Raw genomic sequence first — 24743 nt, forward strand, 5'->3', positions numbered from 1 at the left:
ACTCACCATCGACAGTGAACCCCACACGCCCCGACACAGCGGACGCCATCCGGCGTGTCACCAGACCCGGCGAACGTATGTGGTCAGCGCACTAGAGGACGCCTTCGAGGACGGTTTCGGTGATCAGGGGGCGTTCGCAGAGCGCGAGCAGTTCGTTCGCGAGGGACGTGAGGGCCAGTGGGTCGTGCTGGTAGCCCTCGAACCCGGCCGCGAGCAGGGTGCCTGGGACGGCGTCGGCGTCGAGCAGGACGCGCCAGTCCTCCGGAGTCAGCGAGAGGTACTCGAGGTTCTCCAGCCGGGTGATCTCCAGCGGGTCGGCGAGCGTGCCGGCGTAGGCGGTCAGCGTGCGCAGGCGCGGGCAGTCGAAGACCGGCGCGAGGCTGAACGGCTCGTCCTCCCAGACGCCGAGGTGCAGGACCTCCAGGTCCGGATGCGCGGCGGCCTCGATGCTCGGCAGCCTCGCGATGTTCACGTGCGCCACCGCCCGGGACGGTCCGCCGGACGGCCTCCACTCGCTGCTCCGGTCGTGGACGACCATGTCGGTGAGCGAGTCGGCGATCAGCTCGCCGCCGATGTTCTCCTCGTGGCTGAGCAGGATGACCTGGCCCAGGTGTCCCTTCGGGCCGGGCGTCAGGTCGATCGCGAAGCGGTCGCCGCCACCGTTGTCGCCGAACGCGATCCAGCCCGGGGAGCCGACCACGCCCTGCACCGCGTCGTCCGGACGCGTGACGACGGCCTCGCCGGCTGCGAACTCCCACGGCACCGGACGGGACTCCGCGTCCGCGATGTAGAGGCCGTCCAACGTGAAGAGTTCGCAGCGGACGGCGTTGACGAGCGCGGACACCGCCTCGTAGTCGCCGTTCAGGTCGGCGTGGTCGGCGCGGGTGACGCGGTAGAGCGCCTTGAGTTCGTCGGGCAGGGTGACGCCGAGCCGGGCTTCGGCGGCGGCGATCTCCTCGCCAGCCGCGCTGATCGCGTTGGGGAGGCGTTCGCGGAGCGTTCGCTCCAGCAGTTCGGCGTCGGCGGTCGGGGCGGGCGTCGCGTCCGGGGACGGTTCGGGGAGGCGGCGCCACGGCTCCGGGACGGCGCCCTCGACGAAGACGAGTTCGCCCGGCGCGGCGTTTCCGACGGCTCGCTGCGCGGCGGGGCCGGTGTGGAGGAGGCGGAGCGTGGTCCGTCCGTCCGGCTCGGTGTCCACGACGAACTCGATGCCGTCGAGGTCGCCGAGCGAGTTCCGCACCAGTTCCACGGCGTCCCATTCGTCCTGCATGTCGCTGACCATGAAGGTCTGGCCGGGGACGGGTGCCGGACGCGGCACCGGGACGCTCCAGCTGCCCTGGCTGATGAATCCGGACGCCCGGCCGCTCTTCCCGGGGAGGCCGTCCCGGACGAGCCGGAGGAGGGGTTCCCAGGTCGCGAAGTCTTCGAGGGCGGGCATGGGACGGCCTCCGGATTCGACGATCGACGTGGAGAGTCGATTGTGCCTGGTCAGCCCGACATTTCGGGCAGTTGGAGGTCCAGGCTGCCGGAGATCGCCGCGAACGCCCGTCCGACGCGGTCGAGCAGGTCGTCGAAGGGGGCGTCGGAGAAGACCCAGCCGCGCGCGGCCACGCTCCACGCGGTCGTGGTGAGCTGCGCGAGGATCTGCGGACGGAGGTCGTCGTCCGGCAGCCCGAGTCGTTCGCAGAGCAGTGCGGCGAGCTTCTGCCCGACGCCGTGCCGGTGGCTCCCCGCGTACGCGAGCAGGGACGGCGCGGTCACCACGAGCCGCCGCGTCGCGGCGTACCGCTCGCCCCACTCGGGCCCGAGGTCGGTCACGACCTGCGTCAGGACGGTCTGGAGGGCGTCGATCGCGCGTCCCTCGGGGAGGCCGCCCGGGGCCTGGAGGGTGTCCAGGTAGGCCGTCCACAGTTCTTCCTCGGCCTCGATCGCCGCCGCCTCCTTGGCGGGGAAGGTCCGGAAGAACGTGCTCTTGGAGACCTCGACGGCGTCCACGAGCTCTTCGAGCGTGACCGCGTCGAAGCCGCGCTCGGTGAACATCCGCAGCGCCGTCTCGGCGAGCGCGCGCCGCGTCCGGAGCTTCTTCCGCTCGCGCAGCGGCAGCGCCCGCATCGCGTCTTCGCCCGCCTTCGGAGAGGTCATGCGGCTCACCGTATACCGATCCGTGCACGGTTGCTAAATGGCACTCAGCTTCATTAGTGTCTTGGTATCGACTTCGACGGCGAGGAGAACCGAGATGTCCGCACCCACCGCACCCACCGCGCCTGCCACGCCCGCTCTGAACGGTCAGATCATCGGCCGCGCCCACTACGCCACCCGCGCCGTCCTGGAGCGCCGGCTGGAGCGGCTCGGGCTGACGTTCCCCCAGTCCCTCGCAGTCGGCGCCCTGGCCGCCGGGGACAAGAACCGGGACCAGGTGATCGTCCAGCTCACCTCGTCCCTGAAGATCGCCCGGGCGGACGCCGAGGCCGTCGTCGACTCGCTGCCCGCGACGGGCCTCGTGGAGTCGTCGACCCTCGCGCTCACCGACGCCGGACGGTCCTTCCACGCGGAGATCGCGGCTGAGACGGTGAAGATCCTCGACCTCCTCTACGCCGACCTCCCGGCGGACGAACTGGCCGTGGCCGCCCGCATCCTGATCACCCTCACCGAGCGGGCCAACGCCGAACTCGCCTGACCGGACGAAGGGGTCGTCAATGTCCGGCGAGGAGTTTGACGCCGACGACGACGGCGCCGATCAGCAGGTCGAGGACGCCCGCGACCAGTGCGACGATCGGACGGCCGCCCAGGCGGCGGCCTCCGACGTAACCCCAGATGAACAGGGACAGGACGTCCAGGACCACGGCGGTCAGCAGGGCCGTCCGCAACTGCATCAGGCCCAGGGCGGCGACGCCGATCAGGAGCAGCGGGCTCACCGCCGACAGGAGCAGGGGGCTGGTGATGTACAGCGAGCGCAGCATCCCGTGCCGGTCGGGACGGGATCCGTGGACGGTCATGTGCGCCTGGCCGTCCGAGACGAGCGTGGCCAGCCAGAGTCCCACGGCGGTGCCGACCACCGAGAGCGCCGCCCCGGCGGGACCGACGTGGCCGCCGAGGGCGAGGCCGGCGGTGACCGCGATCATGGTGATCGTCGCGTAGATGCGCTCCTTGAGGCGCTCGGTCGCGATCTCGACGCGCAGCGCCGCATCGGCGTCGGGCCTGTCGGGCTGCGGCTCGTCCATCCGGCGATCGTGGCACGTTCCCGCCGCTGACCTGCTGAGACACGACGGGACGCCGGGCCGGTGAGGCGAGCCTCACGCTTGCCGCCGCCCCCCGGCGCTCCCCGGCGTCGCTCAGCGGACGCCGCCGTCCTCGTCCGCGAGCCCGCACGCCGGACGACGCCTGATCAGTCGGAGAGGGCGTCCAGGCCGACCCGCCAGGCCTGGTCGAGGTCCGCGCCCGGCGGGAAGCGTCCGTCCAGTTCCAGAATGACCATGCCGTGCGCGAACGCCCAGACCGCGCGGGCGCGATGCTCGTCCGGGACGGTCTTGAGCAGCGGAAGCGCGGCGCGCTGCTCCAGGCCCTCCGGGAGGAGGTCGCGGGGGAGCGGGCTATCGGTCATCAGCCGGTACAGGTGCGGATGAGCCAGCGCGTACTCGCGGAAGGCCGCGCCGAGCGCGACGAGCGTCCGTTCCGGCTCGGCGGCGAGCCCGGCCTCCTGCGCCTCGGCCAACTCCACGATGCCCTGCGCGATCAGTTCGACCTCGACGGCCCGCTTGTCGGCGAAGTGCTTGTAGAGCGACGGCGCGCGGATCCCCAGCTTGTCGGCGATGCGGCGCATGGTCAGGGCGTCCGCGCCCTCGGATTCCAGCAGTTCACGGGCGGCGTCGACGATCTGCCGCGAGCGGGGACGGTCAGCCACGGCGCGATCCGTCCGCGGCGCGGAGCCCGTAGCCGAACGTCCGGTCCATGGCGATGTGAGCGAGCCAGCCGAGGAGTCCGGCGAAGAGGGCGGGGGGCGCCAGCGGCGAGAAGGGGAAGGCGACGGCCAGCGCGAGCGGGATCGCCGACCGGTGCGCGGCGTTGTAGAAGGGGACGGCGCGCGGGCCGAGCTTGCCCTGCCCGCCGTTCTTCGCGTCGATGAGCATCGTGAGGTCCGGCGCCATGAAGAAGGCGAAGGCCGTGACCAGGGCGAGGATGCCGTGGTTCCAGGCTTCCAGTCCGGCGAACGCGGCGTAGAAAAGCCAGAGCGCGGCCCAGCCCGCCCGGGCCGTCCACCAGAGAACCGAGCGTCCCTGCGAAGCGGGCCCACCCATCACCGCACTGTGCTGAACCATCGCGTCCTCCTTGGCTAACGGCGTTAGCTAGACAGTAAGGCTAACGGCGTTAGCCGTCAAGAAGTGAGAACCCGCGCGATGCGGCGAGCGGCCTCCACGGGCGTCCCGACCGGGCTGATCGCCTCGCCCCACGACCACGAGTACGAGCGGGCGCCATCGTGGTACCCGACCGACACGTCCTCGCAGAACCGCCCGCCGACCTGCGGATTGTTGACGTGAAGCCGGACGTCCCCGTCGGGTGCGCGCTTGATGAGGACGTCCAGTCCGGGCTCGACGTCGCCCAGGGCCCGGCCAAGCGCGTCAAGGTCCCGCTCGTCGTCGGACGCTGCGTCCAACTCCGCGAGGCTCTGCTCCGCGTACGAGTTGATGACCCTGATCGTGGACGAAAGAAAGCCGTGTCGCCGCATGGCCTCCTCGTAAGCCGCCCGGACGATCTCCGTGGCTTGATGCAGAACGATGCGCTCAAGAGGTGCGTCCATCAGAAGGCCACCGCCCTTCCGCCCTGGACGTGCAACGTCCGCGCGATGATCTCGGCCGCGCCCACGGCGTCCTCGGCCCGGCAGAACGCGATGTCACTGGCGACCCACGTGAAGCGCCACCCGGCCGTCCGGTCGAAGTCGCACGCGACGTCGGCACAGTGCGCGACGTGAAACGAGTTGAACACGAACAGAACCGGACACCCCGACCGAAGAACAACGGTCGACCGAAGATCCGGCCACCTCTCCTTGATCACCTGATGCAGCACGTCCAGAAACACCACCCGCTGATTCGACGGCAGGGCCTGATCATTGACGTCCGCCGACTTTCGTGATCTTTCGAAATCCACTGTGGCCACTCCTGTCCACGCCTGGTTCGGCAGTCGAGGTGTGACGCAAAGCTTGGCCAGATCGTAGGCTGGAGTGAATTGATTCCGCGTTCACAGACGGTTCACAGGGCTGGTGTCCATGGGGCAAGGTGCGGCGCTTCGGATGGCGCGGGAGGCGGCAGGCATATCGCTCGACGTCATGGCGAAGAGGACGACGTATAGCAAGTCGGCCCTCAGCATGTTCGAGAACGGAAAGCGTCCTGTTCACGCCCAGGTCGTCCAGAAATACGAGGAGGCGCTCGGGCTCGACGTGGGGCGTCTGGCCCACGTCCTGGGCAAGCCTCGCAAGGTGGACGCGGCGAGCCTGGTGGACCTCGCAGACGCGCTGTCGGCGACGCGCCGCCTGGAGGACGCGGCGGGCCCGACGGCGGTGCTGCCCATGGTGCGGGGCCTGGCCGGAGTGGCGGACACTCTGGCCGAGGAGGCCGGAAGCCCGCTCAGGAAGCGGGCCCTCGCTCTGGCCAGCGAGGTGTCGCAATACCAAGGCTGGGTGGAACTGGAGTCCACCGGACGGCGCAACGCGACCCGGCGATTCACCAAGGCCGTCCGGCTCGCCAAGGTCGCGGGCGACCCCGACCGAGAGGCGCTGGGGCTGAGCTTCCACGCCTACACCCGGCTCGAGGCCCACGACTGCGCGGGCGCCGCGGACCTCGCCGAGGCCGCGCTCCAGGTGCGGGGAACCCACCCCATGGTCCACAACTACGACCTTTTCCAGACGGCCCGGATCCGCGCCACCGCCGGAGAGAAACGCCAGGCCGTCGAGCTGCTGAAATCCGCGGATCGAGAGGCCGAGGCCGGTGAGGACCTCGAACCCCCCGACTTCGCGTACTGGTACGGCTCGGGTGTCTGGGCCCTCCAACGAGCCCGCGTTCTGGGAGTTTTGGGCGAAACCTCCGGTGCCATTCGCGAGATCGAAGCGGGCCTGGCCGCGCTTCCACCCGAGCAGCGCGACGCCGAATGGGCCTCGAACTGGGTCCAGCTGACTCTCGACGGCGGAATTCCAGAAACGCGGGCGCCATGAAACCCTCGAAGGCAGAACTCGTCCGAGGGAGGCGTCCAGATGAGCACCATCCCCGTTTGGCGCAAGTCCAGCCACAGCAGCACCCAGCAGGGCGACTGTGTGGAAGTAGCCCACCTGGAACACCGGGTCGGCGTCCGCGACAGCAAGGCCCCCGACGCCGGTCACCTCTCCTTCACGGTCGACGCGTTCGTTGACCTCGTGGCTCGTGTGAAGGCGGTTCGCTGATGGTTCTGGCATGGCGGAAGAGCAGGCACTCGTCCGGGGGGACTTCGGGGGAGTGAGTGGAGTTGGCCGCGCCCGGGTTCGCTGTGGCGGTGCGTGACAGCAAGCTCCCGAACTTGGGTACCTGGCGGTCTCTGCTCAGGGGTTCGTTGAGCTGGTTGATCGGGTGAAGCGCGGCGTGGCGTCCGCTTGAGTGGCGTGGACGATTCCTGCCGTGCGGCCTGCATCCGGGGCGCGGGGAAAGCGTTGGCGGGTCCTGGACGGCCCGTGTGATCATTCCGCCGTGACAATCGAAGATGATCGGGATCGTCCGAAGTCCGTGCGGCTCGTGTGCTTGTCCGGCGACGTGTTGACCGCTCTGTCCGAGGGGAACCTGGCAGCGGCCAGTTCGGCTGCCGGATTGGCCTTCACTGGCCACTTCGCCACTGAGAGCGCCATCTGGCTCTGGCGGTACAGACTCGACCAGCTGACCGCGGACCCTCAGGCCGCGCCTTGGCTCGTGCACGCGGTGGTGGCGGAGCCCGAGAACGTCGTCGTGGGGCACGCGGGGTTCCACGGACCGCCCGATCATGTGGGCATGGTCGAGATCGGGTACTCCGTCGTCCCCGCTCACCGCCGTCAGGGCTACGCCCGGGCGATCCTCTCCGAGCTTCTGCGTCGCGCCGACGCCGAACCCGCCGTCAGAATCGTGCGGGCGACGATCAGTCCGGACAACGCCGCCTCGCTCGCCACCATCGCCGGACACGGTTTCACAGAGGTGGGCGAACAGCAGGACCCACGGGACGGCCTCGAGATCATCTTCGAACGTCCCGCCAACGGCTGAACAGCAAGCTCGGGGGGCCGCTGGGCGGGCGCTGCGCGGTCGGTTTCGGTCTAGTCCGTGAAGACGGCTCGGCGGAGTGGGGGGACGGAGCCGCAGAGGCGGAAGAACGTGCGTGCCGTTGTTCGGACGGCGCGGCTCTGCAACGTGGCGAGGTGTAGGTAGAGGGTTGCGGTGCGGACGGCGGCGAAGCCGTGCTTCAGCATCGTGCGTTCGTAGGCGGCGAGGGCGGACGGCAGGTCCTGCTCTCCTTGGTGGACGGCGACCAGGGCGCGTCGCAGTGCGTCGGCGTCGTGGAGGGCCGCGTTGCCGCCGAGGCCGCCGACGGGCGGCATGGCGTGGACGGCGTCGCCGAGCAGGGTCACGTTCGTCGTCGGCCAGGGCTTGAGGCGGGCCGCGGCGGTGAAGCTGAACTGCTCGATGGTGTCCTCCGGCGTCTCCGTGACGAGTCGGTGCAGGTCGGGATGCCACTCGCCCAGGCGGGAAGCGACCAGGTCGCGCAGGTGGCGTCCGCGAAGGTCGGTGGTGTCGGCGGGCAGGGCTCGGGGGTTCGCGACGTACGCCCACATCACGTAGTCGTCGTCCTTGGCGTCCTGGACGAGGAGGTCCGGATCCAGCCCGGTCGTCCGCAGCCGCTCGTGGAGGGCGTCGTCGGCGGTGTCGCGGCGACGGAAGACAGCGGTGAACAGGAAGTCGTTTCTGGGCAGGATCATGTTCTTCGCGCTGGTCATAGCGTCGGGCAGCCAGTCCGTCCCGCTGTCGAGGGGGAGCTTGCCGCCGATGCCGACACCGGGCGCAGTGTGCTGCTCGGCGTGCGGCAGGAGTTGCCGCCGGACGTGTGAATGGACGCCGTCCGCGCCGATGAGCAGGTCCGCTTCGGCGGAGGTCCCGTCCGCGAAGAAGGCGGTCACCGTGCCGTCCGGGTTGGACGTGTAGGAGATGAACTCCTTCCCGAAGCGGACGATGTCGCCCAAGCCGGCGAGCAGCAGGCGGCGCAGGGTGACGCGGCTGACCGCGTGCGTCCGTTCGGACGGGTCGAGCCCCGCGGGCGGAGCGTCCTCGCGCATCAGCAGCCGCATCCGCTCGGTGAACACGCCCATGCCCGGCCCCGGGTCCCCGGCGGTGGCCACCAGGAGTTCCCACAGGTGAGGGGGCAGGCAGGCATGGAGCGCACGACTTCCCACGGGTTCGATGTTGAGCCGGTACCCCTGCAACCGGGCGTCGGGCGCGGTGTCCCGTTCGTAGACCGCGACGTCGATCCCGGCGGTGCGCAGGCCCTGGGCCAGGCACAGGCCGCCGATGCCGCCGCCGATGACGATGACCCGCACGAGGTTCCCCTTCTCAGGCATGGATCAGCAGTGCGTCCAGGAGTCCGAGGACGTCGCCGGCGCGGTCGGGGGTCAGGCTGGCGCCCTTGACCGTGGCGATGATCAGCTCGGCTCCGGCGGCCGGGTCGACGCCCGGGGCGAGCGCGCCCTCGGCGGCGGCGCCGTCCAGCAGCGCGCTCAGTGAACGGCGCCAGCCCTCCTCGCGAGTGGAGATGATCTCGCGCAGGGCGGGGTCGCGCCGGGCCCGCAGGTCGAGTTCGCGCAGCACCACGTGCAGCTCCGGCTCGTCGACGATCCTGCGCCGGAGCGTGTCGAGGTGCGCGCGCAGGCGCTCGGCGGACGTCCCGTCCGGGGGAGTGGTGGACCGGAACCGCCCGGTGGCGTGGTCGACCACCGCGACCACCAGGTCCTGCTTGGTGGCGAAGTGGTGATGGATCGTGGAGTGGTCGATGCCCGCCTGTGCGGCCACCTCGCGCAGCCGCAGCCCCTCGAACCCGCTCGCGGCCAGGCACCGGTACGCCGCCAGCACCAGGGCGTCCCGCCGCTCCGGACCCACCGGAGGTCTCCCTCGCCGTGCCGCCGTCATCGCCGCTCCTTTTCTCCACCAACTGGTTGGTGGAGAAAGTAGTGCGGAGCGCCGGACGGCGTCAACACGCGAGCCCCGGCGGGTGGGCCGGGGCTCGCGTTCGTGGTCAGGGGGTCAGTGGGCGGTGCTCCAGACCGAGCACTTGTGGGCGGTGGCGTTGTCGGTGATGGGGGTGGACGCGACGCCGCCGGTGGCGAGGTTCTGGACGCGCGGGGTGGGCGCGGCGTAGCGGGCCCAGGCGGGGGCGTTGGCGGACTTCGGGGCACCGGTGTGGGCGAAGCTCGTCCAGTAGCCGATCATCTGCGCGGACAGGTGCTGCTGGGTCGGGGTGAGCTTGGCGGGGCCGTTGTCGGCGCCGGGCATCGCGGGACGGGTGGTGGCGAACAGGTAGGGCAGGTCGGTCAGGTGGGCCGCGCCGCCGGGGAAGTCGGCCGGGACGGGGAGCCAGGTCGGGGCGGTGCGGTCGGCGAACTCGTAGACGTAGGTCGGGACGCGCCGGGACAGGGCGTCCGCGTCGCCGAGGATCGGGCAGACCGACGCGCGGTCGGTTTCGATCGCGGCCCAGGCCAGGGCGCCTTCGACGTTCGGACGGTCGGCCGCGGGAGTGCCGGGGAGCAGGTCGTCGGCGTAGGACGACGGCTGGTAGGCGCGGCGGACGGCGGCGGCGTCGGGGCCGTAGGCGGCGTCGGTGAGCTTGGTGTAGACGTCCGGGGTGAAGGTGACCTTGCCGATGGCCGGGTTCACGATGGACGCCGTGACGAACCGGCCCTCGTCGCGGGTGTGACCGGCCATCACCGGGACGCGGGCGAATCGTCCCCGCTTGATGGCCTGCTGAGGGTGGACGGGCAGGGTCGGGGTGCCGTAGGCGGGCGATCCGAACGGCGGGAACGTGGGGTCGGTCATCGTGCCCGGCCCGGCGAGGGCGTCCACCGAGGCCTTGCGCAGGCAGGCCACCGGGTCGGCGCCAGCGCAGCCGAGCTTGGACGCGAGGGTGGTGCCGCGCGTGGTCACGGTCTTCAGCGGCGTGAACGGCGAGACGTTCTGCGGGGTCGGCGCCGGTGCCCCCGGGTAGAGGCGGGGCTGGAGGGTGCCGCAGCTCGCGCTCTGCAGGATCACCTTGCTGAACGTGCCGCGCGCGGCCGGTGAGGTGAGCTGCGCGCAGACACCGGCGGATCCGGCGGACTGCCCGAACAGCGTCACGTTCGCCTTGTCGCCTCCGAACGCGTGGGCGTTGTGCTGCACCCAGCGCAGCGCGGCCTGCTGGTCCTGCAACCCGAAGTCGCCCGAACCCGGAAGTCCGGGGTATCCGAAGAATCCGAAGATGCCGAGCCGGTAGTTGAGGGTGACCACCACGACGTCCCCGCGCGTCGCCATCTCGCTCGGATCGAACGCGCTGCCCGTCCCGGACGTGAAGTCGCCGCCGTGCACGAACACCATCACCGGCCGAGGACGCTTCGGCGACGCCGCCGGGGTCGTGATGTTCACGGTCAGGCAGTCCTCGCTGACGCTCGTCCCGGCGGGCAGGTTGTAGGACGGGCCGACACACGCCGGGCCGGACGTCGTCGCGTTCCGGACCCCCTTCCAAGGACGCGTGGGCTGCGGCGACTTCCATCGAAGCGCGCCCACCGGCGGCGCGGCGTACGGAACACCGAGGAACTGGTGGGCCTGCCCGTGGGCGACCCCGCGCACCTCTCCGGCATCGGTCTTGGCGACGACGTTCTGCTGCGCGACGGGCGCGGCGGGCGCTGCGGCGGCGGTTCCGCAGCCGGTGACCAGAGCCAGTCCGAGGACGGCGGGGGCGAGCGTGACCTTCAGGTGCTTCTTCATCGGTGGCTCCGAATCTTCGTTCGTCCGTGCTCGATGAACGAAGATTCGCGGCCTCGGCGCACCGCCTGCGCACCGTCCGCTGACAGCCTGCGTCAGCGCAGGCCAGGGTGTTAGGGACGCAGCAGGACCTTGACCGCGCTGCGCTCGTCCATCGCGCGGTACGCCTCGGCGGCCTGCTCCAGAGGCAGCTCGAGGTCGAAGACCCGCCCGGGGTCGATCTCGCGGTCGACGATCAGCCGGAGCAGCTCGGGCAGGAAACGGCGCACCGGGGCGGGCCCGCCGTGCAGGTGCACGCCGGAGGCGAACAGCTGGTCCCCGGGAATCCGGACGCCATGGGAGACCCCGACGAATCCGACATGTCCTCCCGGACGCGTCGACCGGATCGCCTGCGTCATCGCCTCCTGCGTCCCGACCGCCTCGATGACGCTGTGCGCGCCCAGGCCGCCGGTGAGCTCCTTGATCCGCGCCACGCCCTCGTCCCCGCGCTCGGCGATGACATCGGTGGCGCCGAACTCGATGGCCAGTCTCTGCCGGGAGGCGTGCCTGCTCATCGCGATGATCCGCTCCGCGCCGAGGCGCCGCGCCGCCAGCACGCCGAGGAGCCCGACCGCGCCGTCCCCGACGACCGCGACCGTCTCGCCCGGTCCGGCACGCGCCGCAACCGCGGCGAACCAGCCGGTCCCCAGCACGTCGGATGCGGCCAGCAGGTCGGGGAGTAGATCCGCGTCCGGCGGGCCGCCCGGGACCGCGACCAGCGTGCCGTCGGCCAGGGGCACGCGCGCGAACTCGGCCTGCGTCCCGATCGAGCCCATGGCCACCCGGCTCACGCAGAAGCTCTGGTACCCGGCCTCGCACAGCTCGCACGTCTCGTCGGACGCGACGAACGACCCGACCACGTGCTCTCCCGGCCGGACCGTCCAGACGTCGTCGCCCACCTCCTCGACGACCCCGACGTACTCGTGTCCCATCGGCCTCGGGCCCTCGAACGCCGCCACCCCGCGGTACGGCCACAGGTCCGAGCCGCACACGCAGGTCGCCGTCACGCGGATGACCGCGTCCGTCGGCTCGACGATCCGGGGGTCGGGACGCGCCTCGACGCGCACGTCCCCGGGCGCGTACAGCAGGACTCCACGCACGATGCCTTGCCCCCTCTCCGTCGACGCGGACGTCAGCCGCGGGTGCTGCGACGCGGCCCGCGGTACTCCTCGTCGGTGACCTTCGCGCCCCAGTCGGTCTCCGGGACGCGGGGGTCGCCGGTGCCCTCCCACAGCGCCAGGTGCTCCATGAACGCGTCGGGCGTCGCGCCGTGCCAGTGCTCCTTGCCGGGCGGGGTGTGGACGGTGTCCCCCGGATACGCCTCGATGATCTCCCCGCCCCGCGCCTGGATCAGCGCGACGCCCGACACGATGTGCAGGGTCTGCCCGAGGGCGTGGGTGTGCCAGTCGCTGCGGGCGGACGGCGCGAACCGCACCAGGTTCAGCCGGGCCTGGGACGGCTCGCGCCCGGCGTAGATCACGTCCCACCAGACGTCGCCGGTGAACCGGTCGGACGGCGCCTTGTCGGTCGGCGGCCGCTTGAAGACCTCCATCGGAAGCTTCCCCCCTGTCCTCGGTGATGGAAGAACGCCCCCGGGCGGGCGCCGGGGGCGTGGTCGCGCGTGCCGTGCCCGCCCCCGAGGGCAGGGCACGCGCGTCGGTTTCATGGACTCCTCCCGCGCTTCCCACGGTGGGCACGCGTGTGACGACGCTTCGTGGCCACTTGCGGGCTCCCCGCTCGCTCCTCCCGGGAAACTCCCGCCCGCTTAACGAGATCATCCGGTCCGCGTCCGCGTCCGCGTCGGTGTTCGCGGCGCCGCCGGGTGGGCGTCGGCGTCAGCGGGTGAGGCGCAGCCGCATGGACGTGTAGTCGTACGTCACCGCGTACGGCTTGAAGAACTCGTGCGTGAAGTTGGCCATCAGGTCGAAACCGAGCAGGGCCGACAGGCCGGGCCCGGGCAGTCCCGGGAACACCTTCTCGACGGCGGATCCGGGGACGTCGTGCCTGACCGCGCGGCCCATGCTCATCCGGTCCGGACGGCACGGATAGACCTTGGCCCCGTTGGGGGACGGGATCGGATGGTCGTAGTCGACGGCGATGCCCGCGCGTTCGGCGATCTCCACCGTCGTGTCCAGCCCGTGCCCGATCCCGCCGGTGTCGAGCGTGATCATCCGGGGGCCGTAGTCGCGCAGGCTGCCCACCGAGCAGGGGAAATGGTCCCCGGCCAGCCACAGCGGCAGATCGTCCGGCCTGCGAGAACGCCCGTGCCCGCGCCGCCGCAGGACGAGGGCGCGCCGCGCGTAGTCCATCGTGGTCAGGAAGTGGTACATGATCGTCGTGCCGAACACGCCCTCGGGCTTCGACCCGTCCGGGAGCGTGGGCGGCGGCGGGCCCTCCGACCACTGGACGGGCAGGTTCCGGATCTCGATGTCGCCGATCCGGAACGAGTCGAGCACCCCGAGGCTGATCGTGGCGGGCATGTTGCCGACCGTGCCCTCGATGGTCGCGACCGCGGTCAGCCCCAGCTCCTTCGCGGTCTCCGGCGACAGGTCGCACGTCGAGAACGTGTCGACCAGGAATCGCTTCGGCGCCGAGCCGTTCACCGACGCCTCCACCACGGGCAGCGGATCGATGAAGAGGAACGGCACGCGCGTTCCGGACGGCCCGGAGATCCGGTACGGCGCTCCGTCCAGGTGGCCGTACTGAGTGGCGGACGCCTTGGAGACCGGCGTCCCGACCTCGTTGAGGAGCGGGATCGCGCGGGCGTGCCGGTCCTGCCGGACGAAGCACTCCGCGAGCCGCCGCTTGGAGTCGTCGTCGCCCGGGTTCAGCTCGACGGCATCGGACAGGTACCGCTCGGCCGCGCCGAACCGGTTCGACAGCAGGGCGATGTAGCCGAGCTGCGCGCCGGCGTGGGCGTCCTTCGGGTCGGCCCGCAGCAGCCGCCGGTAACCATCCTCGGCCTCGGCGAACCGGCCGTCCCGGAACAGCTGGTCAGGGCTGCCGCCGGACGTCGCGGCGACGTTCCGCGCGGCGCCCGCGCCGGCGTGGGCCGTCCCGCGGCCGGCCAGGGGAAGGGCCGCCGCGGCGGTCGCGGCGGTTGCGGCCAGGCCCGCCCGCTGGAGGAACCGGCGGCGGGAATGGTCGTCCGAAAGGGACATGTGGCGCTCCTCGGGGGCGTCGCGATCAGGGTTCCGGGACGCCATGCAACCGGGTGCCGTGTCACCTCCGCGTAACCACAAAACTGTGAGCCGATCCTTGTCGGTGGCTCTCGGTGTTCATGAGGGGACTCTGGGTAGCGTGTAGGGCGTTGTCGAGTCTCCCGAGTGAAGGAGTTCGTAGATGAACCTCCGTGCCGTGGTCACCGCGACCGCCTGCGCGCTTGCGCTGGGCGCCGCCGCGGTCCCCGCTCACGCGGCCCCCGCCCGTCCCGCCGCGTGCGACTTCAGTCAGCGCGGCCTCACCATCGAGCAGGCGGTCTCGAAGCTCAACCCGGTCGTCCAGAAGAGGTTCCAGAACCACCCGAGCTACGCCTCCTTCAAGAACAAGAAGCTGAGCAGCCTCCCGGTGACCGTCCGGAAGGACTTCGAGACTTCGTGCAAGAAGGGGAAGTGAGTTCTCTGACCCGATAAGGGGGGACGTGGAGGACGGGCGCCGACGGCGCCCGTCCTCCACGGGCGTCCAGACCCGATGAGTGCCCGCTCCGCGCAGCGCGCTCATCAGCGCATAACCCGTCGAAATGTCCCGAATGTCGTCGTTAAGATCCGCCGCATGTCTTGGATACGACGTCGTCAGGGCGCTGCGGACCCGCCGGGGGAGCGCCTGCCGGACCTGGAGTTCCTCGCCCTCGTGAAGGCGAGCCTGGAGGAGTATGAGCCCGGCGTGACGCGCGGGGCCGAGCTCAAGGGGAACTCGCTGCTCAGCCCGCAGGGCTGGGCGATCGGCGTCGCGCCGCAGAACCACGGCGGCGGCCACCACTACGACCTCATCGCCTTCCCGGACGTGAGCGTCCAGCCGGACGTCCCGTGCTTCACCGACTGCGCCGTGGCCGTGGCCGGAGACCCGCGCCAGGCGGCGGACGCCTGGGTCCAGACGGCCGGCGCGTGCCTGCTCGAACTCGTCGCCGGGGACGGGAGCCACGCCTACCGGTCCGCCCCCGGCGAGCAGGACGTCCCGGGCTGGCGGTCGATCATCTCCGGCGTCCTCGGCTACGGCATGGACGCCGCCGAGAACGAGCGCCTGCAGGCCGCGCTGGGGGAGGCGAACGTCCTCCACGGCATCGCGGACGCCCTCGCCCCCGCCCTGGAGTCACCGTTCTTCAACGGGGTGAGGGTCTTCTACGGCGGCACTCCCGGATCCATGCAGTGCGAGGTCCGGGTGAACGGCGAGCGCGACGAGGCCGCCTCGGCGGCCATGGCCGCGCTGGACCTGCCTGAGCCGTCGGTCTTCACGGTCGTCCGCTACTTCGCCCTGCTGCTCCCGGCCGAGGACGACGCGGGCGGGCACCACGGACACTCCTGCGGCTGCGACTGCGGCGGCCACCTGGACCCGGAGCACCCCGGCTTCGAACTGCCCGAGCCCCACCTGCTCACCGAACTCTCCGCCGAGGAGCGGGCGAGCCGCATCCGCACCGACACGGACATCATCAAGGTCGCCAAGGACACCGGCAACCTAGGGTTCTGACCTGCGAAAAGAAAGAGGCCCGGCGCGTCGCGCCGGGCCCTTCCGGTGATCTCGGGGTCAGACCGCCGAGTCGAAGTTGATCGCGCTGTAGGCGCGCAGCTTGCTCAGCTGGTGCTCGCTGTGGATCGTCCGGATCGTGCCGCTGCGGGACCGCATCACGAGCGAGTGGGTGCGCGCGCGGCCCTTGCCGTACCGGACGCCGTCGACGAGCTCGCCGTCGGTGATGCCGGTGGCGGCGAAGAAGACGTCGTCGGACGAGACGAGGTCGTCGGTCGTCAGGACGCGGGTGAGGTCGTGCCCGGCGTCGACGGCCTTCTGCCGCTCCGCCTCGTCCTTCGGCCACAACCGGCCCTGGATCACGCCGCCCAGGGCCTTGATCGCGCAGGCGGCGATGATGCCCTCGGGGGTGCCGCCGATGCCGAGCAGCAGGTCCACGCCGGTGCCGTCGCGGGCGGCCATGATCGCGCCGGCGACGTCGCCGTCCAGGATGAACTTGATCCGCGCGCCGGTCTCCCGGATCTCCTTGACGATGCCCTCGTGCCGCGGGCGGTCCAGGATGCAGACCGTCACGTCGTCCACGGCGGAGCCCTTGGCGCGGGCCACGGCGCGGATGTTGTCGGCGATCGGGCGCTCGATGTCCACCGCGTCCGCCGCCTCGGGGCCGGTGACCAGCTTCTCCATGTAGAACACCGCGGACGGGTCGTACATCGAGCCGCGCGGCGCGACGGCGAGGACGGCGACGGCGTTGCTCATGCCGAGCGCGGTCAGCCGGGTGCCGTCCACCGGGTCCACGGCCACGTCGCACTCGGCGCCCGAGCCGTCCCCGACCGCCTCGCCGTTGTAGAGCATCGGGGCGTTGTCCTTCTCGCCCTCGCCGATCACGACGACGCCGCTCATGGACACGGTGTTGATCAGCTGGCGCATGGCGTTCACGGCCGCGCCGTCGGCGCCGTTCTTGTCACCCCGGCCGACCCAGCGCGCGGCGGCCATCGCGGCCGCCTCGGTCACCCGCACCAGCTCCAGCGCCAGGTTCCGGTCCGGAGCGGCGGGCTCGGTGACGAGGGGGGACGAGACGGTGGTGTCGTCGGACATGGCGAGACGCCCTTTCGTTCGAATGGCTCACCCGGATTCTCCGTGGGTCCGGCACCAGCGGACAAATTGGACCAGACCAGAGCGCGGGACGCCCTTGGCCGGGAAGGCCCCTGGTTGGGATCGTCTCCCGCGATCGTCCGGCGTAATCTCTATGCTCATGAGCAGCGACATCGACACGACCCCGGCGCGCACCTCGGACCGGGGCGCGGCGACGCGCGGAGCCCTGCTGGCGGCGGCGCGGGACGTGTTCTGCGAAGCGGGGTTCGCCCAGGCCGCGGTCACCGACATCGTCGCCAAGGCGGGGGCCAGCGTGGGCAGCCTCTACCACCACTTCAACGGCAAGGCCGACCTGTACCTCACGCTGTTCGAGGAGTTCCAGGCGCGGCAGCAGGAGCGCACCCGCAAGGCGATCAACGCCGTGCGGGAGGCGGGCGAGGCCGACCCGATGCGGCAGTTCATCGCGGGCGCGGGCGCCTACCTGGACGGCTGCATCGAGGAGCGGGACGTCTCCCGGCTGTTCATCTCCGGCGACGGCCCGCCCGGGTTCGACCGGGTGATGCGGCAGCGGCTCAACAAGTGGGCCCGCCGCAACGCCGCGCTGTTCCACACCGAGGGCGGCGGCGTGGACGAGGCGCTGGTCGTCGTCCTGACCGGGGCCATGGCGGGCGCTGTGTCGGAGGTCTCACTGAGTGACGACGCCGAGGGATCCCGGCGGCTCGCCGACGACATCATGGCCATTGTGGGCACTATCAGGAACCCCCGTACCGAGCAGCGCCGACCGTAGGGGATCCTGGAGGGGTGAGCGACGAGAGCCCCGCCCCGACGACGACGTCCGAGCAGCCGCGCCCGTCCGGGGCCCACCCCGAAGGCGGCACGGCGGGTTCCGCGCGTCCGGACGGCGCCCCCGCGGGCGACTCCGCGGCGGCCTCCGGCGGCGCGGCGCAGCCGGCGTCGGTGCAGGTCTCGCCCGGGGTCTACAAGCGGCTGACCACCGGGATCGGCGGGTTCGCCTCGGCGATCGTGGCATGCCTGCTGATGGTCGGGGTGATCTACCTGATCACGCCGCGGTCCAACAAGGACCTGCTCCCGACGGTCGACTACGGCTCCCAGTCCTGGGCGCTCGCCCACAACGGCCCCTACCGGGCCTGGGGCCCGCAGGAGCTCCCGGTGGGGTGGCGCGCCACCAGCGCGCGGCTGACCGGGCTCGGCGAGAAGGGCAAGCCGGTCCAGTGGCACCTGGGCTTCATCACGCCGTCCGGGCAGTACGCGGCGCTCGAGGAGAGCAACGAGAAGGCCGGCGACTACGTCCCCCGGATGACCAACAGCAAGGCCGCGATCGGCACCAGGGACGTGTCCGGGGTCACCTGGAACACCTACTTCCGCCGCGACAAGAAGGCCAACTCGCTCGCCCGCACCCTGCCGGACGGCGTGAGCGTCGTGGTGACGGGCACCGCGGACTACGACGAGCTGGCCATCCTGGCCGCCGCGCTCAAGCCGCTGGACAAGGCCGGCACCAACGTGGTGACGACCGGGCCCACGCAGCGCTCCTGAGCCGCCGCTCCCAAGAGCATCAGAACGGGGCCGCCGGGCCGGACGCGTCGTCCGATCCGGCGGTCTCGGCGTTCATGGCGGCGGTGAGGCGGGCGCGCGCCCCCTCCAGCCACTCCTCGCACACGGCGGCCAGCTTCTCCCCGCGTTCCCACAGGGCCAGCGACTCCTCCAGCGTGAGGCCGCCCGCCTCCAGCTTGCGGACGACCTCGGTCAGCTCGTCCCGCGCCTGCTCATAGCTCTGTTCCGTCTTCTCCGCCACGCCGTCCAGCCTAGGGCGTGTCCCAAAGTCATCTGCGCTGCTGCGCGCCGCTCGCCACGAGCGCCGACTTTGAGACACGCCCAAGGGGCACGCGGGGACGCCCCTGCTGGTTCAGTTGCGCGGCCCCCAGCCCCAGTCGTCGGACAGGAGGTCGTGGACGTAGACGGCCTCGATGTGGCCGGGGCCGTCGTAGATGCCGGGTTCGGGGGTCTCCGCGCCCCCGTTCGTGGGGTAGTCCGCGCCGGTCGAGAAGTCGTGGATGCCGAACCGGCACACGCCGTTCCAGTCGACCACGGGGTTGGCGCGCATGTAGTCGTGCCCGCCGTGCAGCTCGGTGAACTCCCATGCGGCGCAGCGTCCGGTCGGCCCCACCAGATAGGGGGAGACGCTCGCGTGGGCGGGCGCCACCAGGGCCAGGGAGGCCACGGCGCAGGCTCCGGCCGCCAGGGACGCGCGGCGCGCCCAGTTCAGTACGGACATGTTCGTCCTCCTCCGTGCGGGGAGTGGTCTGCCATCCGGGATCAACATTCACCCGGTTGCGCAAACGTGCCTAGCGATTAGGCGGGCCGGAAGCGGACGGGTGGCCACAATTGGGCTGAAAATGGATGAGCGGTCGCGGCCAGGCCGGAAGTGGACGGCGAGGGCGTGCCTCAGGGGAGGTGGCGCTCGGTGACCGTGACGCCCAGCTGGCCTTCGGCGAGGCGGACGACCAGGGCCTCGCCGTCCTTGACGGACGCGGCCTTCCGGACGACCCCGTCGTCCTCGCGCTGGACGATCGCGTAGCCGCGGGCCAGCGTCGCGGCCGGGGAGAGGGCCAGCAACCGCGCGCGCGTGTGGGAGAGCTGGTCGGACGACCGGTCCAGCGCGGACGCCAGGCAGCGGCGGGCGCGGTCGCGCAGCGCCTCCACGCGCTCGGCCTGCCGTTCGATCTCGCGGACCGGGTCGGACAGTGCGGGCCGGGAGCGCATCGCGGCCAGCCAGTGCAGTTCGCGCTCGACCCCGCCGACCAGGACGCGCCGTCCCCGGTCCCGTAGCTGCCGGACGAGCTGGAGCTGCTCCCGGACGTCCGGGACGACCCGCTTGGCGGCGTCGGTCGGGGTGGAGGCGCGCAGGTCGGCGACCATGTCGAGGATCGGGCTGTCCTGCTCGTGGCCGATCGCGCTGACGACCGGGGTCCGGGCGGCGGCGACGGCCCGGACGAGCGCCTCGTCCGAGAAGGGCAGCAGGTCCTCCATGGAGCCGCCGCCGCGCGTGATGACGATCACGTCGATGTGCGGGTCGGCGTCGAGCTCGCGCAGCGCGTCCATGATCTGCGGGACGGCGTTGTTCCCCTGCACGGCGGTGTTCCGGACGGTGAACTCGACGGCGGGCCAGCGCCGCCGGGCGTTCTGGAGGACGTCGTGCTCGGCGTCGGAGTCGCGGCCGCAGATCAGTCCGACGCGTCCGGGCAGGAAGGGCAGCGGGCGCTTGCGCTCGGGCCGGAACAGGCCCTCGGACGCCAGCAGCTGCTTGAGCCGCTCCAGGCGGGCCAGCAGCTCGCCGACGCCGACCGGGCGGACCTCGATCGCGCTCAGCGAGAACCGGCCGCGGTTGACCCAGAAGTCCGGCTTGCAGTGGATCACCACGCGGGCTCCGTCGGTGACGGCGGGCCCGGCGGCGGCGAACGTCTCGCGGCGTCCGACGACGGGGACCGACATGTTCGCCACCGGATCGCGAAGGGTGACGTAAACCGTGCCGCCTCGCGCGTTGAGTTCGGTGATCTGCCCCTCGACCCAGATCCTTCCGAGCCGTCCGATCCAGCCGCCGACCGCTTGCAACACCGTCCGGACCGGTACGGGGGACTCCGCCGAGGTCTCCATCGCCATGTCGGAAAGCCTAGGCGGTGCCGGACCCGGCACGATGCAGGTCACCACCGGTTGAAAAGTTAGCCATATTAACTTAGTATGGCTAAGTAATTGAGGAGAGACCGATGCAGTCCGACCGCGAGCTCGCCGAGGAGCTGAACACCCGGCTCCGCGAGATGGTGCTGATGATGCGCCGCGTCAACGCCGACCAGGCCGTCACCAGCCAGCAGGCGTCGGTGCTCGGATCGCTGGAGGGCGGGCCGCGCCGGATGACCGAGCTGGCCGCCGAGCACGGCGTGAAACTGCCGACCATGACCGCGCTGATCAACCGCCTCGAACGGGACGGCCTGGTCGCCCGCGGCCGGGACGCCTCCGACGCGCGGGTCGTCACCGCCCGGATCACCCGGGACGGGAGCGTCCAGCTGCACCGCGTCCGGGAGCGCCGCATCGGGATCCTCGTCCAGCGGTTCGCCGAACTGTCCGAACAGGAGCGGGACACCCTGACCGCCGCGCTTCCCCTGCTCGGCCGGCTGTTCGCCGACCCCGACCGTCCGGCGCCCGCCGCCTGATCCCCGGCGCGCGGCGCGCGAGGCGGGGAGGGGCCGTCCCCCGAAAGGTAGGTTCCATGAACGCAGAGCCCGCGCGCCCGCGACCCGAGACCGGGCGACCGCGGCCCGAGCCCGGTCGCCCGCGGGAGAACGATCGGGCCGCCAGGCCCGGTCTCCTCCGGCAGCCCATGTCGGTCTGGGCCACGGCCTTCGCCGCCGTGGTCGCCTTCATGGGCATCGGCCTCGTCGACCCGATCCTCCCCGCCATCGCCGAGAACCTGCGCGCGACGCCCAGCCAGGTGTCGCTGCTGTTCACCAGCTACTTCCTGATCACCGCCGTCGCGATGCTCGTCACCGGCTGGGTCTCCAGCCGGATCGGCGGGAAGCGGACGCTGATGATCGGGCTCGTCCTGGTCGTGGTGTTCGCCGCGCTCGCCGGGACGTCCGACACCGTCGGCCAGCTCGTCGGGTTCCGCGCGGGCTGGGGGCTCGGCAACGCGCTGTTCGTCGCGACGGCCCTCGCCGTCATCGTCGGCGCCGCGTCCGGCGGGGCCGAGTCGGCGATCATCCTCTACGAGGCCGCGCTCGGCATCGGCATCTCGCTCGGCCCGCTCGTCGGGGCGCTGCTCGGCGACATGAACTGGCGCTTCCCGTTCTTCGGGACGGCCCTGCTGATGGCGGTCGGGTTCCTGCTGATCACGACCCTGCTGAAGGAGACGCCGAAGGCCGCCGTCCGCACCCCCCTGTCCGCGCCGATCCGCGCGCTCGGCCACGGCGGCCTGTCGACCACGGCGTTCACCGCGCTGTTCTACAACTACGCGTTCTTCACCGTCCTGGCGTGGACGCCGTTCGTCCTGCACATGGACGCGCACGGCATCGGCCTGGTGTTCTTCGGCTGGGGCGTGATGGTCGCGCTGTCGTCGGTGTTCGCCGCCCCCGCCCTGCAGCGCCGGATCGGGACCGTCCGGGTCATGCACCTGGCGCTGGCCCTGCTCATCGTGTTCCAGCTCGGCCTGGCCACCCTCGGGCACAACGGGATCATCGTCAGCACGATCCTGTCCGGCATCCCGATCGGGCTGAACAACACCGCCTTCACCGAGGCGGCGATGGAGGTCTCCGACAACCCGCGTCCGGTCGCGTCCGCGGGCTACAACTTCGTCCGGTGGCTCGGCGGCGGCCTCGCGCCGTACTTCGGCAGCAAGCTCGCCGAGAAGTACAGCGCCTCGACCCCGTACTACGTCGGCGCGCTGTGCTGCGCGATCGCGATCGGGATCCTGGTCGTCCGGCGGCGGCACCTGGTGTCGCTGGAGCGCGTCGACATCGACCACGCCTTCCAGGACGATCCGCTCCCCGCAGAGGCGTGAGGACCGGCCCCCCTTCGGTCCTCACAGAGAGAGAACGGCCCCGGAACCCTTCCGGGGCCGTCCTTGTTAGGCCGGGGCCTCTTTCCATGCCGGACGGTTCGCCGCCGCCCAGCGGGTCGCTGGAATGAACGCGAAGGCCGTCACCAGGAAGAGCACCCCGAAGACCAGCCATCCGGCCATGCCGTGCCGCAGCGCGGTCTGGGTGACGACGAGCGGGCCGAGCAGCGCCCCCGCCGCGAACCCGCTGTTGAAGACGCCCTGGTAGACGCCGTGCGCGCGCTCGTCCGCCAGTTCATAGCTGAGCGCCCAGGTCCCCGCCGCGCACAGCACCTCGCCGAGGGTCTGGAGCGCCAGCGCGCCCAGGATCAGGAGCGACGCCGTCCACGGGTCCGGGCCCTTGGACAGCCCGAACAGCAGGCAGCCGACCGCCATGAGCGTCCCGGCGCGCAGGCACGCGCGGGCCGCGACACGCGGGTCCTCGGCGCCGCGGCTCATCCGCACCTGCAGCGCGATGATCATGGACGTGTTCAGCACCAGGCAGGCCGAGACGAGCAGGCGCGGCGCGTGCGTCTCGCGCGTCACCCACAGCGGGACACCGACCTCGAGGATGCCCTGCTGCAGCACCAGCACCCCGCTCAGCAACGTGATGACCAGGTACGGGACGTCGGTCAGCGCACCGAAGCCGCCCCCGCCGGACGCCGCGCCCCCCGCCGGCCGCTCGACCGGGACCCGCCTCAGCAGCAGCGCCGCCCCCGCGAACGTCACCGCGTTCAGCACCACGATCGTCCGGTAGGCGAACGGTGTGTCGACGACCAGCGCGACGGACGCCAGCGCCGCCCCGACGCCGACGCCGCCGTTGGTCGCCATCCGCAGGAACGCCCGGCCGGGCAGCCGCAGCTCGGCGGGCAGCGCCTGCCCGACCAGCGCGTTGCGGACGGTGCTCGCGCCCCGGTCCAGGAACGTGACGCCGCAGATCAGCGGCACCGCCGCCCAGAACGAGTGGACCTGCGTGTACCCGAGGATCAGCACCCCCTCCGCGCCCAGCAGCGCCATCACCGTCGGACGCGCCCCGAACCGGTCGGCGACGCGTCCCATCGGCACCCCGGACACGATGCCGAACACCCCGCCCAGCGCCAGCGCGAACCCGACCTGGGACGGCGACATCCCGACCACGCGGGTGAACAGCAGGGCGCTGACGGTCATGAACAGGCCGTTGCCGAGCGTGTTCACCCACAACGCCGCGAACAGCACCCTGAGCACCGGGTTGCGCGCGAGGCCCGCCATGCTCGTGGACTTCGGATCCGGCGGCCCCGGACTCGTTGACGCGGCGGAATCAGTGGACCGTGGGGAGGACGACATGCGTCCATCCCAGCGGCGCCTCACCCCCACGGGGAATCGATTTAGGCTATTTCTCAATGTTTGAGTTCAGGCTCGGCGTCCAGGACCTCGCCGAGACGTCGTTCGGGATGTCACCGCTGTTCGAGCTGGTGTTCAGCCTGCGTCCGCGCGTGTTCCCGTCGTGGCACCCCGAGCACCTGCCGTGGGTGCGGGAGACGGCCGCCGCGTACGCCCGGCTCGACACCGGGCTGCTGGACGTCCTGCACGCCCCGCACGGCTGGCTCCCGGACTTCCTCTCGCCGCGTCCGCCCGGCATCGTCACCGACATCGCCGACGACCTCGCGCGGCTGCGGGAGACCCCGCCGGAGACCGTCCGGAACGACATCGTCGCGGCGTACCGGCACGTCCCGGTCCCGCCGGTGCTGAGCGGGGACCCGGCCGCCGTCCTCGCCCGGATCTGCGCCTCGTTCGAGGCGTACTGGGACGCCGTCATCGAGCCCTACTGGACGCGGATGCGCGCCGTCCTGGAGGCCGACCTCGTGCACCGCGCGCGGCGGCTGGCCCTCGACGGGGCCGCCGAACTGTTCGGAGAACTGGACGGGCGGGTCAGCTGGCACCACCCGGGGCTCGTCCGGCTCGTCATCCCGTCCGGGCTCGCGCCGCCACGCGTCGTGGACGTCGCCGGACGCGGCCTCGCCCTCGTCCCGTGCCTGTTCCTCCGCGGCGCGCTCACCCTGATCGACGAACACGGCTCGCCGCTGATCGTGTATCCGGCGCGCGGACGCGGCGCGATCTGGGACCAGACGTCCCCGAAGGGACCCGCCGCGCTCATCGGGCTCGTCGGCGAGCGCCGCGCGAAACTGCTGGTCATGCTGGCCGCCCCCGCGTCCACCACCGACCTGGCCCGGCGGCTCGGCGTCACGCCGGGCGCGGTCAGCCACCACCTGAGCGCCCTGCACGCCAGCGGCCTGCTGAACCGCACCCGGGCGGGACGGTCCGTCCTCTACATGCGCAGCCCGCTCGGGGACCAGCTCGTCCGCTGA

Annotated in this window: 29 protein-coding genes; 11 read left to right on the forward strand and 18 right to left on the reverse strand. The window is 71.6% G+C overall.

Annotated features, from left to right (window positions below; genetic code table 11):
• Positions 1–91: 91 nt before the first annotated feature.
• Together AB0L06_RS00005 and AB0L06_RS00010 are read right to left on the reverse strand one after the other, a co-directional pair.
• Positions 92–1438: an SMI1/KNR4 family protein gene (locus AB0L06_RS00005; protein WP_500228645.1), complete on the reverse strand. Its 1347-nt coding sequence runs from the start codon at positions 1436–1438 to the stop codon at positions 92–94.
• Between the two features lie 50 nt (positions 1439–1488).
• Positions 1489–2142, reverse strand: coding sequence for a TetR family transcriptional regulator (locus tag AB0L06_RS00010; RefSeq protein ID WP_500228646.1), 654 nt, complete (start codon positions 2140–2142; stop codon positions 1489–1491).
• Between the two features lie 94 nt (positions 2143–2236).
• On the opposite strand from AB0L06_RS00010, the gene AB0L06_RS00015 reads away from it, so the two are divergent.
• The gene (locus AB0L06_RS00015; RefSeq protein WP_500228647.1) at positions 2237–2677 is read left to right on the forward strand and encodes a winged helix DNA-binding protein; all 441 of its coding nucleotides are present in this window, start codon (positions 2237–2239) and stop codon (positions 2675–2677) included.
• A gap of 16 nt (positions 2678–2693) precedes the next feature.
• Here the strand turns inward: AB0L06_RS00015 and AB0L06_RS00020 are convergent, their stop codons facing one another.
• From AB0L06_RS00020 to AB0L06_RS00040, 5 genes are all read right to left on the reverse strand, one after another.
• Positions 2694–3221: a hypothetical protein gene (locus AB0L06_RS00020; RefSeq protein ID WP_500228648.1), complete on the reverse strand. Its 528-nt coding sequence runs from the start codon at positions 3219–3221 to the stop codon at positions 2694–2696.
• Positions 3222–3385: 164 nt separating this feature from the next.
• Positions 3386–3901, reverse strand: a complete 516-nt coding sequence (locus tag AB0L06_RS00025; protein WP_500228649.1) for a TetR/AcrR family transcriptional regulator — start codon at positions 3899–3901, stop codon at positions 3386–3388.
• Positions 3894–4316, reverse strand: a complete 423-nt coding sequence (locus AB0L06_RS00030; protein ID WP_500228650.1) for a DUF4260 family protein — start codon at positions 4314–4316, stop codon at positions 3894–3896. The genes AB0L06_RS00025 and AB0L06_RS00030 overlap by 8 nt, the downstream gene beginning before the upstream one ends.
• A 56-nt stretch (positions 4317–4372) precedes the next feature.
• On the reverse strand, positions 4373–4795 hold the full coding sequence (locus tag AB0L06_RS00035) for a hypothetical protein (protein ID WP_500228651.1): 423 nt from the start codon (positions 4793–4795) through the stop codon (positions 4373–4375).
• A complete protein-coding gene (locus tag AB0L06_RS00040; RefSeq protein ID WP_500228652.1) occupies positions 4795–5151 on the reverse strand; it encodes a hypothetical protein in 357 nt (118 codons plus the stop codon). Before AB0L06_RS00040 ends, AB0L06_RS00035 begins: the two co-directional genes overlap by 1 nt.
• Positions 5152–5260: 109 nt before the next feature.
• On the opposite strand from AB0L06_RS00040, the gene AB0L06_RS00045 reads away from it, so the two are divergent.
• From AB0L06_RS00045 to AB0L06_RS00055, 3 genes are all read left to right on the forward strand, one after another.
• Positions 5261–6202, forward strand: a complete 942-nt coding sequence (locus tag AB0L06_RS00045; protein WP_500229284.1) for a helix-turn-helix domain-containing protein — start codon at positions 5261–5263, stop codon at positions 6200–6202.
• A gap of 39 nt (positions 6203–6241) precedes the next feature.
• Complete coding sequence (locus tag AB0L06_RS00050; RefSeq protein WP_500228653.1) at positions 6242–6427, forward strand: DUF397 domain-containing protein; 186 nt, start codon at positions 6242–6244, stop codon at positions 6425–6427.
• Positions 6428–6752: 325 nt separating this feature from the next.
• A complete protein-coding gene (locus AB0L06_RS00055) occupies positions 6753–7247 on the forward strand; it encodes a GNAT family N-acetyltransferase (protein ID WP_500229285.1) in 495 nt (164 codons plus the stop codon).
• Positions 7248–7297: 50 nt separating this feature from the next.
• On the opposite strand, the gene AB0L06_RS00060 is transcribed toward AB0L06_RS00055, so the two are convergent.
• The 6 genes from AB0L06_RS00060 to AB0L06_RS00085 form a co-directional block, all read right to left on the reverse strand.
• On the reverse strand, positions 7298–8593 hold the full coding sequence (locus AB0L06_RS00060; protein ID WP_500228654.1) for an FAD-dependent oxidoreductase: 1296 nt from the start codon (positions 8591–8593) through the stop codon (positions 7298–7300).
• Complete coding sequence (locus tag AB0L06_RS00065; RefSeq protein WP_500228655.1) at positions 8586–9128, reverse strand: TetR/AcrR family transcriptional regulator; 543 nt, start codon at positions 9126–9128, stop codon at positions 8586–8588. Before AB0L06_RS00065 ends, AB0L06_RS00060 begins: the two co-directional genes overlap by 8 nt.
• Before the next feature lie 144 nt (positions 9129–9272).
• A complete protein-coding gene (locus AB0L06_RS00070; protein WP_500228656.1) occupies positions 9273–10985 on the reverse strand; it encodes a carboxylesterase/lipase family protein in 1713 nt (570 codons plus the stop codon).
• Between the two features lie 110 nt (positions 10986–11095).
• Positions 11096–12121, reverse strand: coding sequence for a zinc-dependent alcohol dehydrogenase family protein (locus AB0L06_RS00075; RefSeq protein WP_500228657.1), 1026 nt, complete (start codon positions 12119–12121; stop codon positions 11096–11098).
• Positions 12122–12153: 32 nt separating this feature from the next.
• On the reverse strand, positions 12154–12573 hold the full coding sequence (locus AB0L06_RS00080; protein WP_500228658.1) for a (R)-mandelonitrile lyase: 420 nt from the start codon (positions 12571–12573) through the stop codon (positions 12154–12156).
• A gap of 283 nt (positions 12574–12856) precedes the next feature.
• Entirely contained in the window at positions 12857–14182 is a 1326-nt protein-coding gene (locus AB0L06_RS00085; protein ID WP_500228659.1) for an aspartyl protease family protein, read from the reverse strand.
• Positions 14183–14363: 181 nt separating this feature from the next.
• On the opposite strand from AB0L06_RS00085, the gene AB0L06_RS00090 reads away from it, so the two are divergent.
• The gene (locus AB0L06_RS00090; RefSeq protein WP_500228660.1) at positions 14364–14636 is read left to right on the forward strand and encodes a hypothetical protein; all 273 of its coding nucleotides are present in this window, start codon (positions 14364–14366) and stop codon (positions 14634–14636) included.
• 156 nt (positions 14637–14792) lie between these two features.
• On the forward strand, positions 14793–15704 hold the full coding sequence (locus tag AB0L06_RS00095; protein ID WP_500228661.1) for a DUF6348 family protein: 912 nt from the start codon (positions 14793–14795) through the stop codon (positions 15702–15704).
• 57 nt (positions 15705–15761) lie between these two features.
• Here the strand turns inward: AB0L06_RS00095 and glpX are convergent, their stop codons facing one another.
• Entirely contained in the window at positions 15762–16796 is a 1035-nt protein-coding gene (glpX, locus tag AB0L06_RS00100; RefSeq protein ID WP_500228662.1) for a class II fructose-bisphosphatase, read from the reverse strand.
• Between the two features lie 157 nt (positions 16797–16953).
• Here glpX and AB0L06_RS00105 point away from each other — a divergent pair, with 157 nt between their 5' ends.
• Together AB0L06_RS00105 and AB0L06_RS00110 are read left to right on the forward strand one after the other, a co-directional pair.
• Positions 16954–17580 carry a TetR/AcrR family transcriptional regulator gene (locus AB0L06_RS00105; RefSeq protein WP_500228663.1) on the forward strand — a complete coding sequence of 209 codons (627 nt, stop codon included), beginning with the start codon at positions 16954–16956 and terminating at the stop codon, positions 17578–17580.
• Positions 17581–17594: 14 nt separating this feature from the next.
• Positions 17595–18347 (forward strand): DUF4245 domain-containing protein, encoded by a 753-nt coding sequence (locus AB0L06_RS00110; RefSeq protein ID WP_500228664.1) that lies wholly within the window; start codon positions 17595–17597, stop codon positions 18345–18347.
• A 19-nt stretch (positions 18348–18366) separates the two neighbouring features.
• Here the strand turns inward: AB0L06_RS00110 and AB0L06_RS00115 are convergent, their stop codons facing one another.
• From AB0L06_RS00115 to xseA, 3 genes are all read right to left on the reverse strand, one after another.
• Positions 18367–18615, reverse strand: a complete 249-nt coding sequence (locus AB0L06_RS00115; protein WP_500229286.1) for an exodeoxyribonuclease VII small subunit — start codon at positions 18613–18615, stop codon at positions 18367–18369.
• Positions 18616–18717: 102 nt separating this feature from the next.
• The gene (locus AB0L06_RS00120; RefSeq protein WP_500228665.1) at positions 18718–19086 is read right to left on the reverse strand and encodes a hypothetical protein; all 369 of its coding nucleotides are present in this window, start codon (positions 19084–19086) and stop codon (positions 18718–18720) included.
• Between the two features lie 170 nt (positions 19087–19256).
• Positions 19257–20471 carry an exodeoxyribonuclease VII large subunit gene (xseA, locus tag AB0L06_RS00125; RefSeq protein ID WP_500228666.1) on the reverse strand — a complete coding sequence of 405 codons (1215 nt, stop codon included), beginning with the start codon at positions 20469–20471 and terminating at the stop codon, positions 19257–19259.
• A 104-nt stretch (positions 20472–20575) separates the two neighbouring features.
• On the opposite strand from xseA, the gene AB0L06_RS00130 reads away from it, so the two are divergent.
• Together AB0L06_RS00130 and AB0L06_RS00135 are read left to right on the forward strand one after the other, a co-directional pair.
• Positions 20576–21019: a MarR family winged helix-turn-helix transcriptional regulator gene (locus AB0L06_RS00130; protein WP_500228667.1), complete on the forward strand. Its 444-nt coding sequence runs from the start codon at positions 20576–20578 to the stop codon at positions 21017–21019.
• A 167-nt stretch (positions 21020–21186) separates the two neighbouring features.
• The gene (locus tag AB0L06_RS00135) at positions 21187–22362 is read left to right on the forward strand and encodes an MFS transporter (protein WP_500228668.1); all 1176 of its coding nucleotides are present in this window, start codon (positions 21187–21189) and stop codon (positions 22360–22362) included.
• A gap of 66 nt (positions 22363–22428) precedes the next feature.
• Here the strand turns inward: AB0L06_RS00135 and AB0L06_RS00140 are convergent, their stop codons facing one another.
• A complete protein-coding gene (locus tag AB0L06_RS00140) occupies positions 22429–23646 on the reverse strand; it encodes an MFS transporter (RefSeq protein ID WP_500228669.1) in 1218 nt (405 codons plus the stop codon).
• 131 nt (positions 23647–23777) lie between these two features.
• Between AB0L06_RS00140 and AB0L06_RS00145 the strand changes: the two genes are divergently transcribed.
• Positions 23778–24743: an ArsR/SmtB family transcription factor gene (locus tag AB0L06_RS00145; RefSeq protein ID WP_500228670.1), complete on the forward strand. Its 966-nt coding sequence runs from the start codon at positions 23778–23780 to the stop codon at positions 24741–24743.

The organism is Spirillospora sp. NPDC052269 (assembly GCF_040679435.1).
In the GTDB taxonomy this organism is placed as follows: domain Bacteria; phylum Actinomycetota; class Actinomycetes; order Streptosporangiales; family Streptosporangiaceae; genus Spirillospora.

Excerpts from the sequence above, each read along its gene's own strand:
- AB0L06_RS00005 (WP_500228645.1), bottom strand. The coding sequence starts at position 1,438 with ATGCCCGCCCTCGAAGACTTCGCGACCTGGGAACCCCTCCTCCGGCTC.
- AB0L06_RS00010 (WP_500228646.1), bottom strand. The coding sequence starts at position 2,142 with ATGACCTCTCCGAAGGCGGGCGAAGACGCGATGCGGGCGCTGCCGCTG.
- AB0L06_RS00015 (WP_500228647.1), top strand. The coding sequence starts at position 2,237 with ATGTCCGCACCCACCGCACCCACCGCGCCTGCCACGCCCGCTCTGAAC.
- AB0L06_RS00020 (WP_500228648.1), bottom strand. The coding sequence starts at position 3,221 with ATGGACGAGCCGCAGCCCGACAGGCCCGACGCCGATGCGGCGCTGCGC.
- AB0L06_RS00030 (WP_500228650.1), bottom strand. The coding sequence starts at position 4,316 with ATGGTTCAGCACAGTGCGGTGATGGGTGGGCCCGCTTCGCAGGGACGC.
- AB0L06_RS00035 (WP_500228651.1), bottom strand. The coding sequence starts at position 4,795 with ATGGACGCACCTCTTGAGCGCATCGTTCTGCATCAAGCCACGGAGATC.
- AB0L06_RS00045 (WP_500229284.1), top strand. The coding sequence starts at position 5,261 with ATGGGGCAAGGTGCGGCGCTTCGGATGGCGCGGGAGGCGGCAGGCATA.
- AB0L06_RS00050 (WP_500228653.1), top strand. The coding sequence starts at position 6,242 with ATGAGCACCATCCCCGTTTGGCGCAAGTCCAGCCACAGCAGCACCCAG.
- AB0L06_RS00060 (WP_500228654.1), bottom strand. The coding sequence starts at position 8,593 with ATGCCTGAGAAGGGGAACCTCGTGCGGGTCATCGTCATCGGCGGCGGC.
- AB0L06_RS00070 (WP_500228656.1), bottom strand. The coding sequence starts at position 10,985 with ATGAAGAAGCACCTGAAGGTCACGCTCGCCCCCGCCGTCCTCGGACTG.
- AB0L06_RS00080 (WP_500228658.1), bottom strand. The coding sequence starts at position 12,573 with ATGGAGGTCTTCAAGCGGCCGCCGACCGACAAGGCGCCGTCCGACCGG.
- AB0L06_RS00085 (WP_500228659.1), bottom strand. The coding sequence starts at position 14,182 with ATGTCCCTTTCGGACGACCATTCCCGCCGCCGGTTCCTCCAGCGGGCG.
- AB0L06_RS00090 (WP_500228660.1), top strand. The coding sequence starts at position 14,364 with ATGAACCTCCGTGCCGTGGTCACCGCGACCGCCTGCGCGCTTGCGCTG.
- AB0L06_RS00095 (WP_500228661.1), top strand. The coding sequence starts at position 14,793 with ATGTCTTGGATACGACGTCGTCAGGGCGCTGCGGACCCGCCGGGGGAG.
- glpX (WP_500228662.1), bottom strand. The coding sequence starts at position 16,796 with ATGTCCGACGACACCACCGTCTCGTCCCCCCTCGTCACCGAGCCCGCC.
- AB0L06_RS00105 (WP_500228663.1), top strand. The coding sequence starts at position 16,954 with ATGAGCAGCGACATCGACACGACCCCGGCGCGCACCTCGGACCGGGGC.
- AB0L06_RS00120 (WP_500228665.1), bottom strand. The coding sequence starts at position 19,086 with ATGTCCGTACTGAACTGGGCGCGCCGCGCGTCCCTGGCGGCCGGAGCC.
- xseA (WP_500228666.1), bottom strand. The coding sequence starts at position 20,471 with ATGGCGATGGAGACCTCGGCGGAGTCCCCCGTACCGGTCCGGACGGTG.
- AB0L06_RS00130 (WP_500228667.1), top strand. The coding sequence starts at position 20,576 with ATGCAGTCCGACCGCGAGCTCGCCGAGGAGCTGAACACCCGGCTCCGC.
- AB0L06_RS00135 (WP_500228668.1), top strand. The coding sequence starts at position 21,187 with ATGTCGGTCTGGGCCACGGCCTTCGCCGCCGTGGTCGCCTTCATGGGC.
- AB0L06_RS00140 (WP_500228669.1), bottom strand. The coding sequence starts at position 23,646 with ATGGCGGGCCTCGCGCGCAACCCGGTGCTCAGGGTGCTGTTCGCGGCG.
- AB0L06_RS00145 (WP_500228670.1), top strand. The coding sequence starts at position 23,778 with ATGTTTGAGTTCAGGCTCGGCGTCCAGGACCTCGCCGAGACGTCGTTC.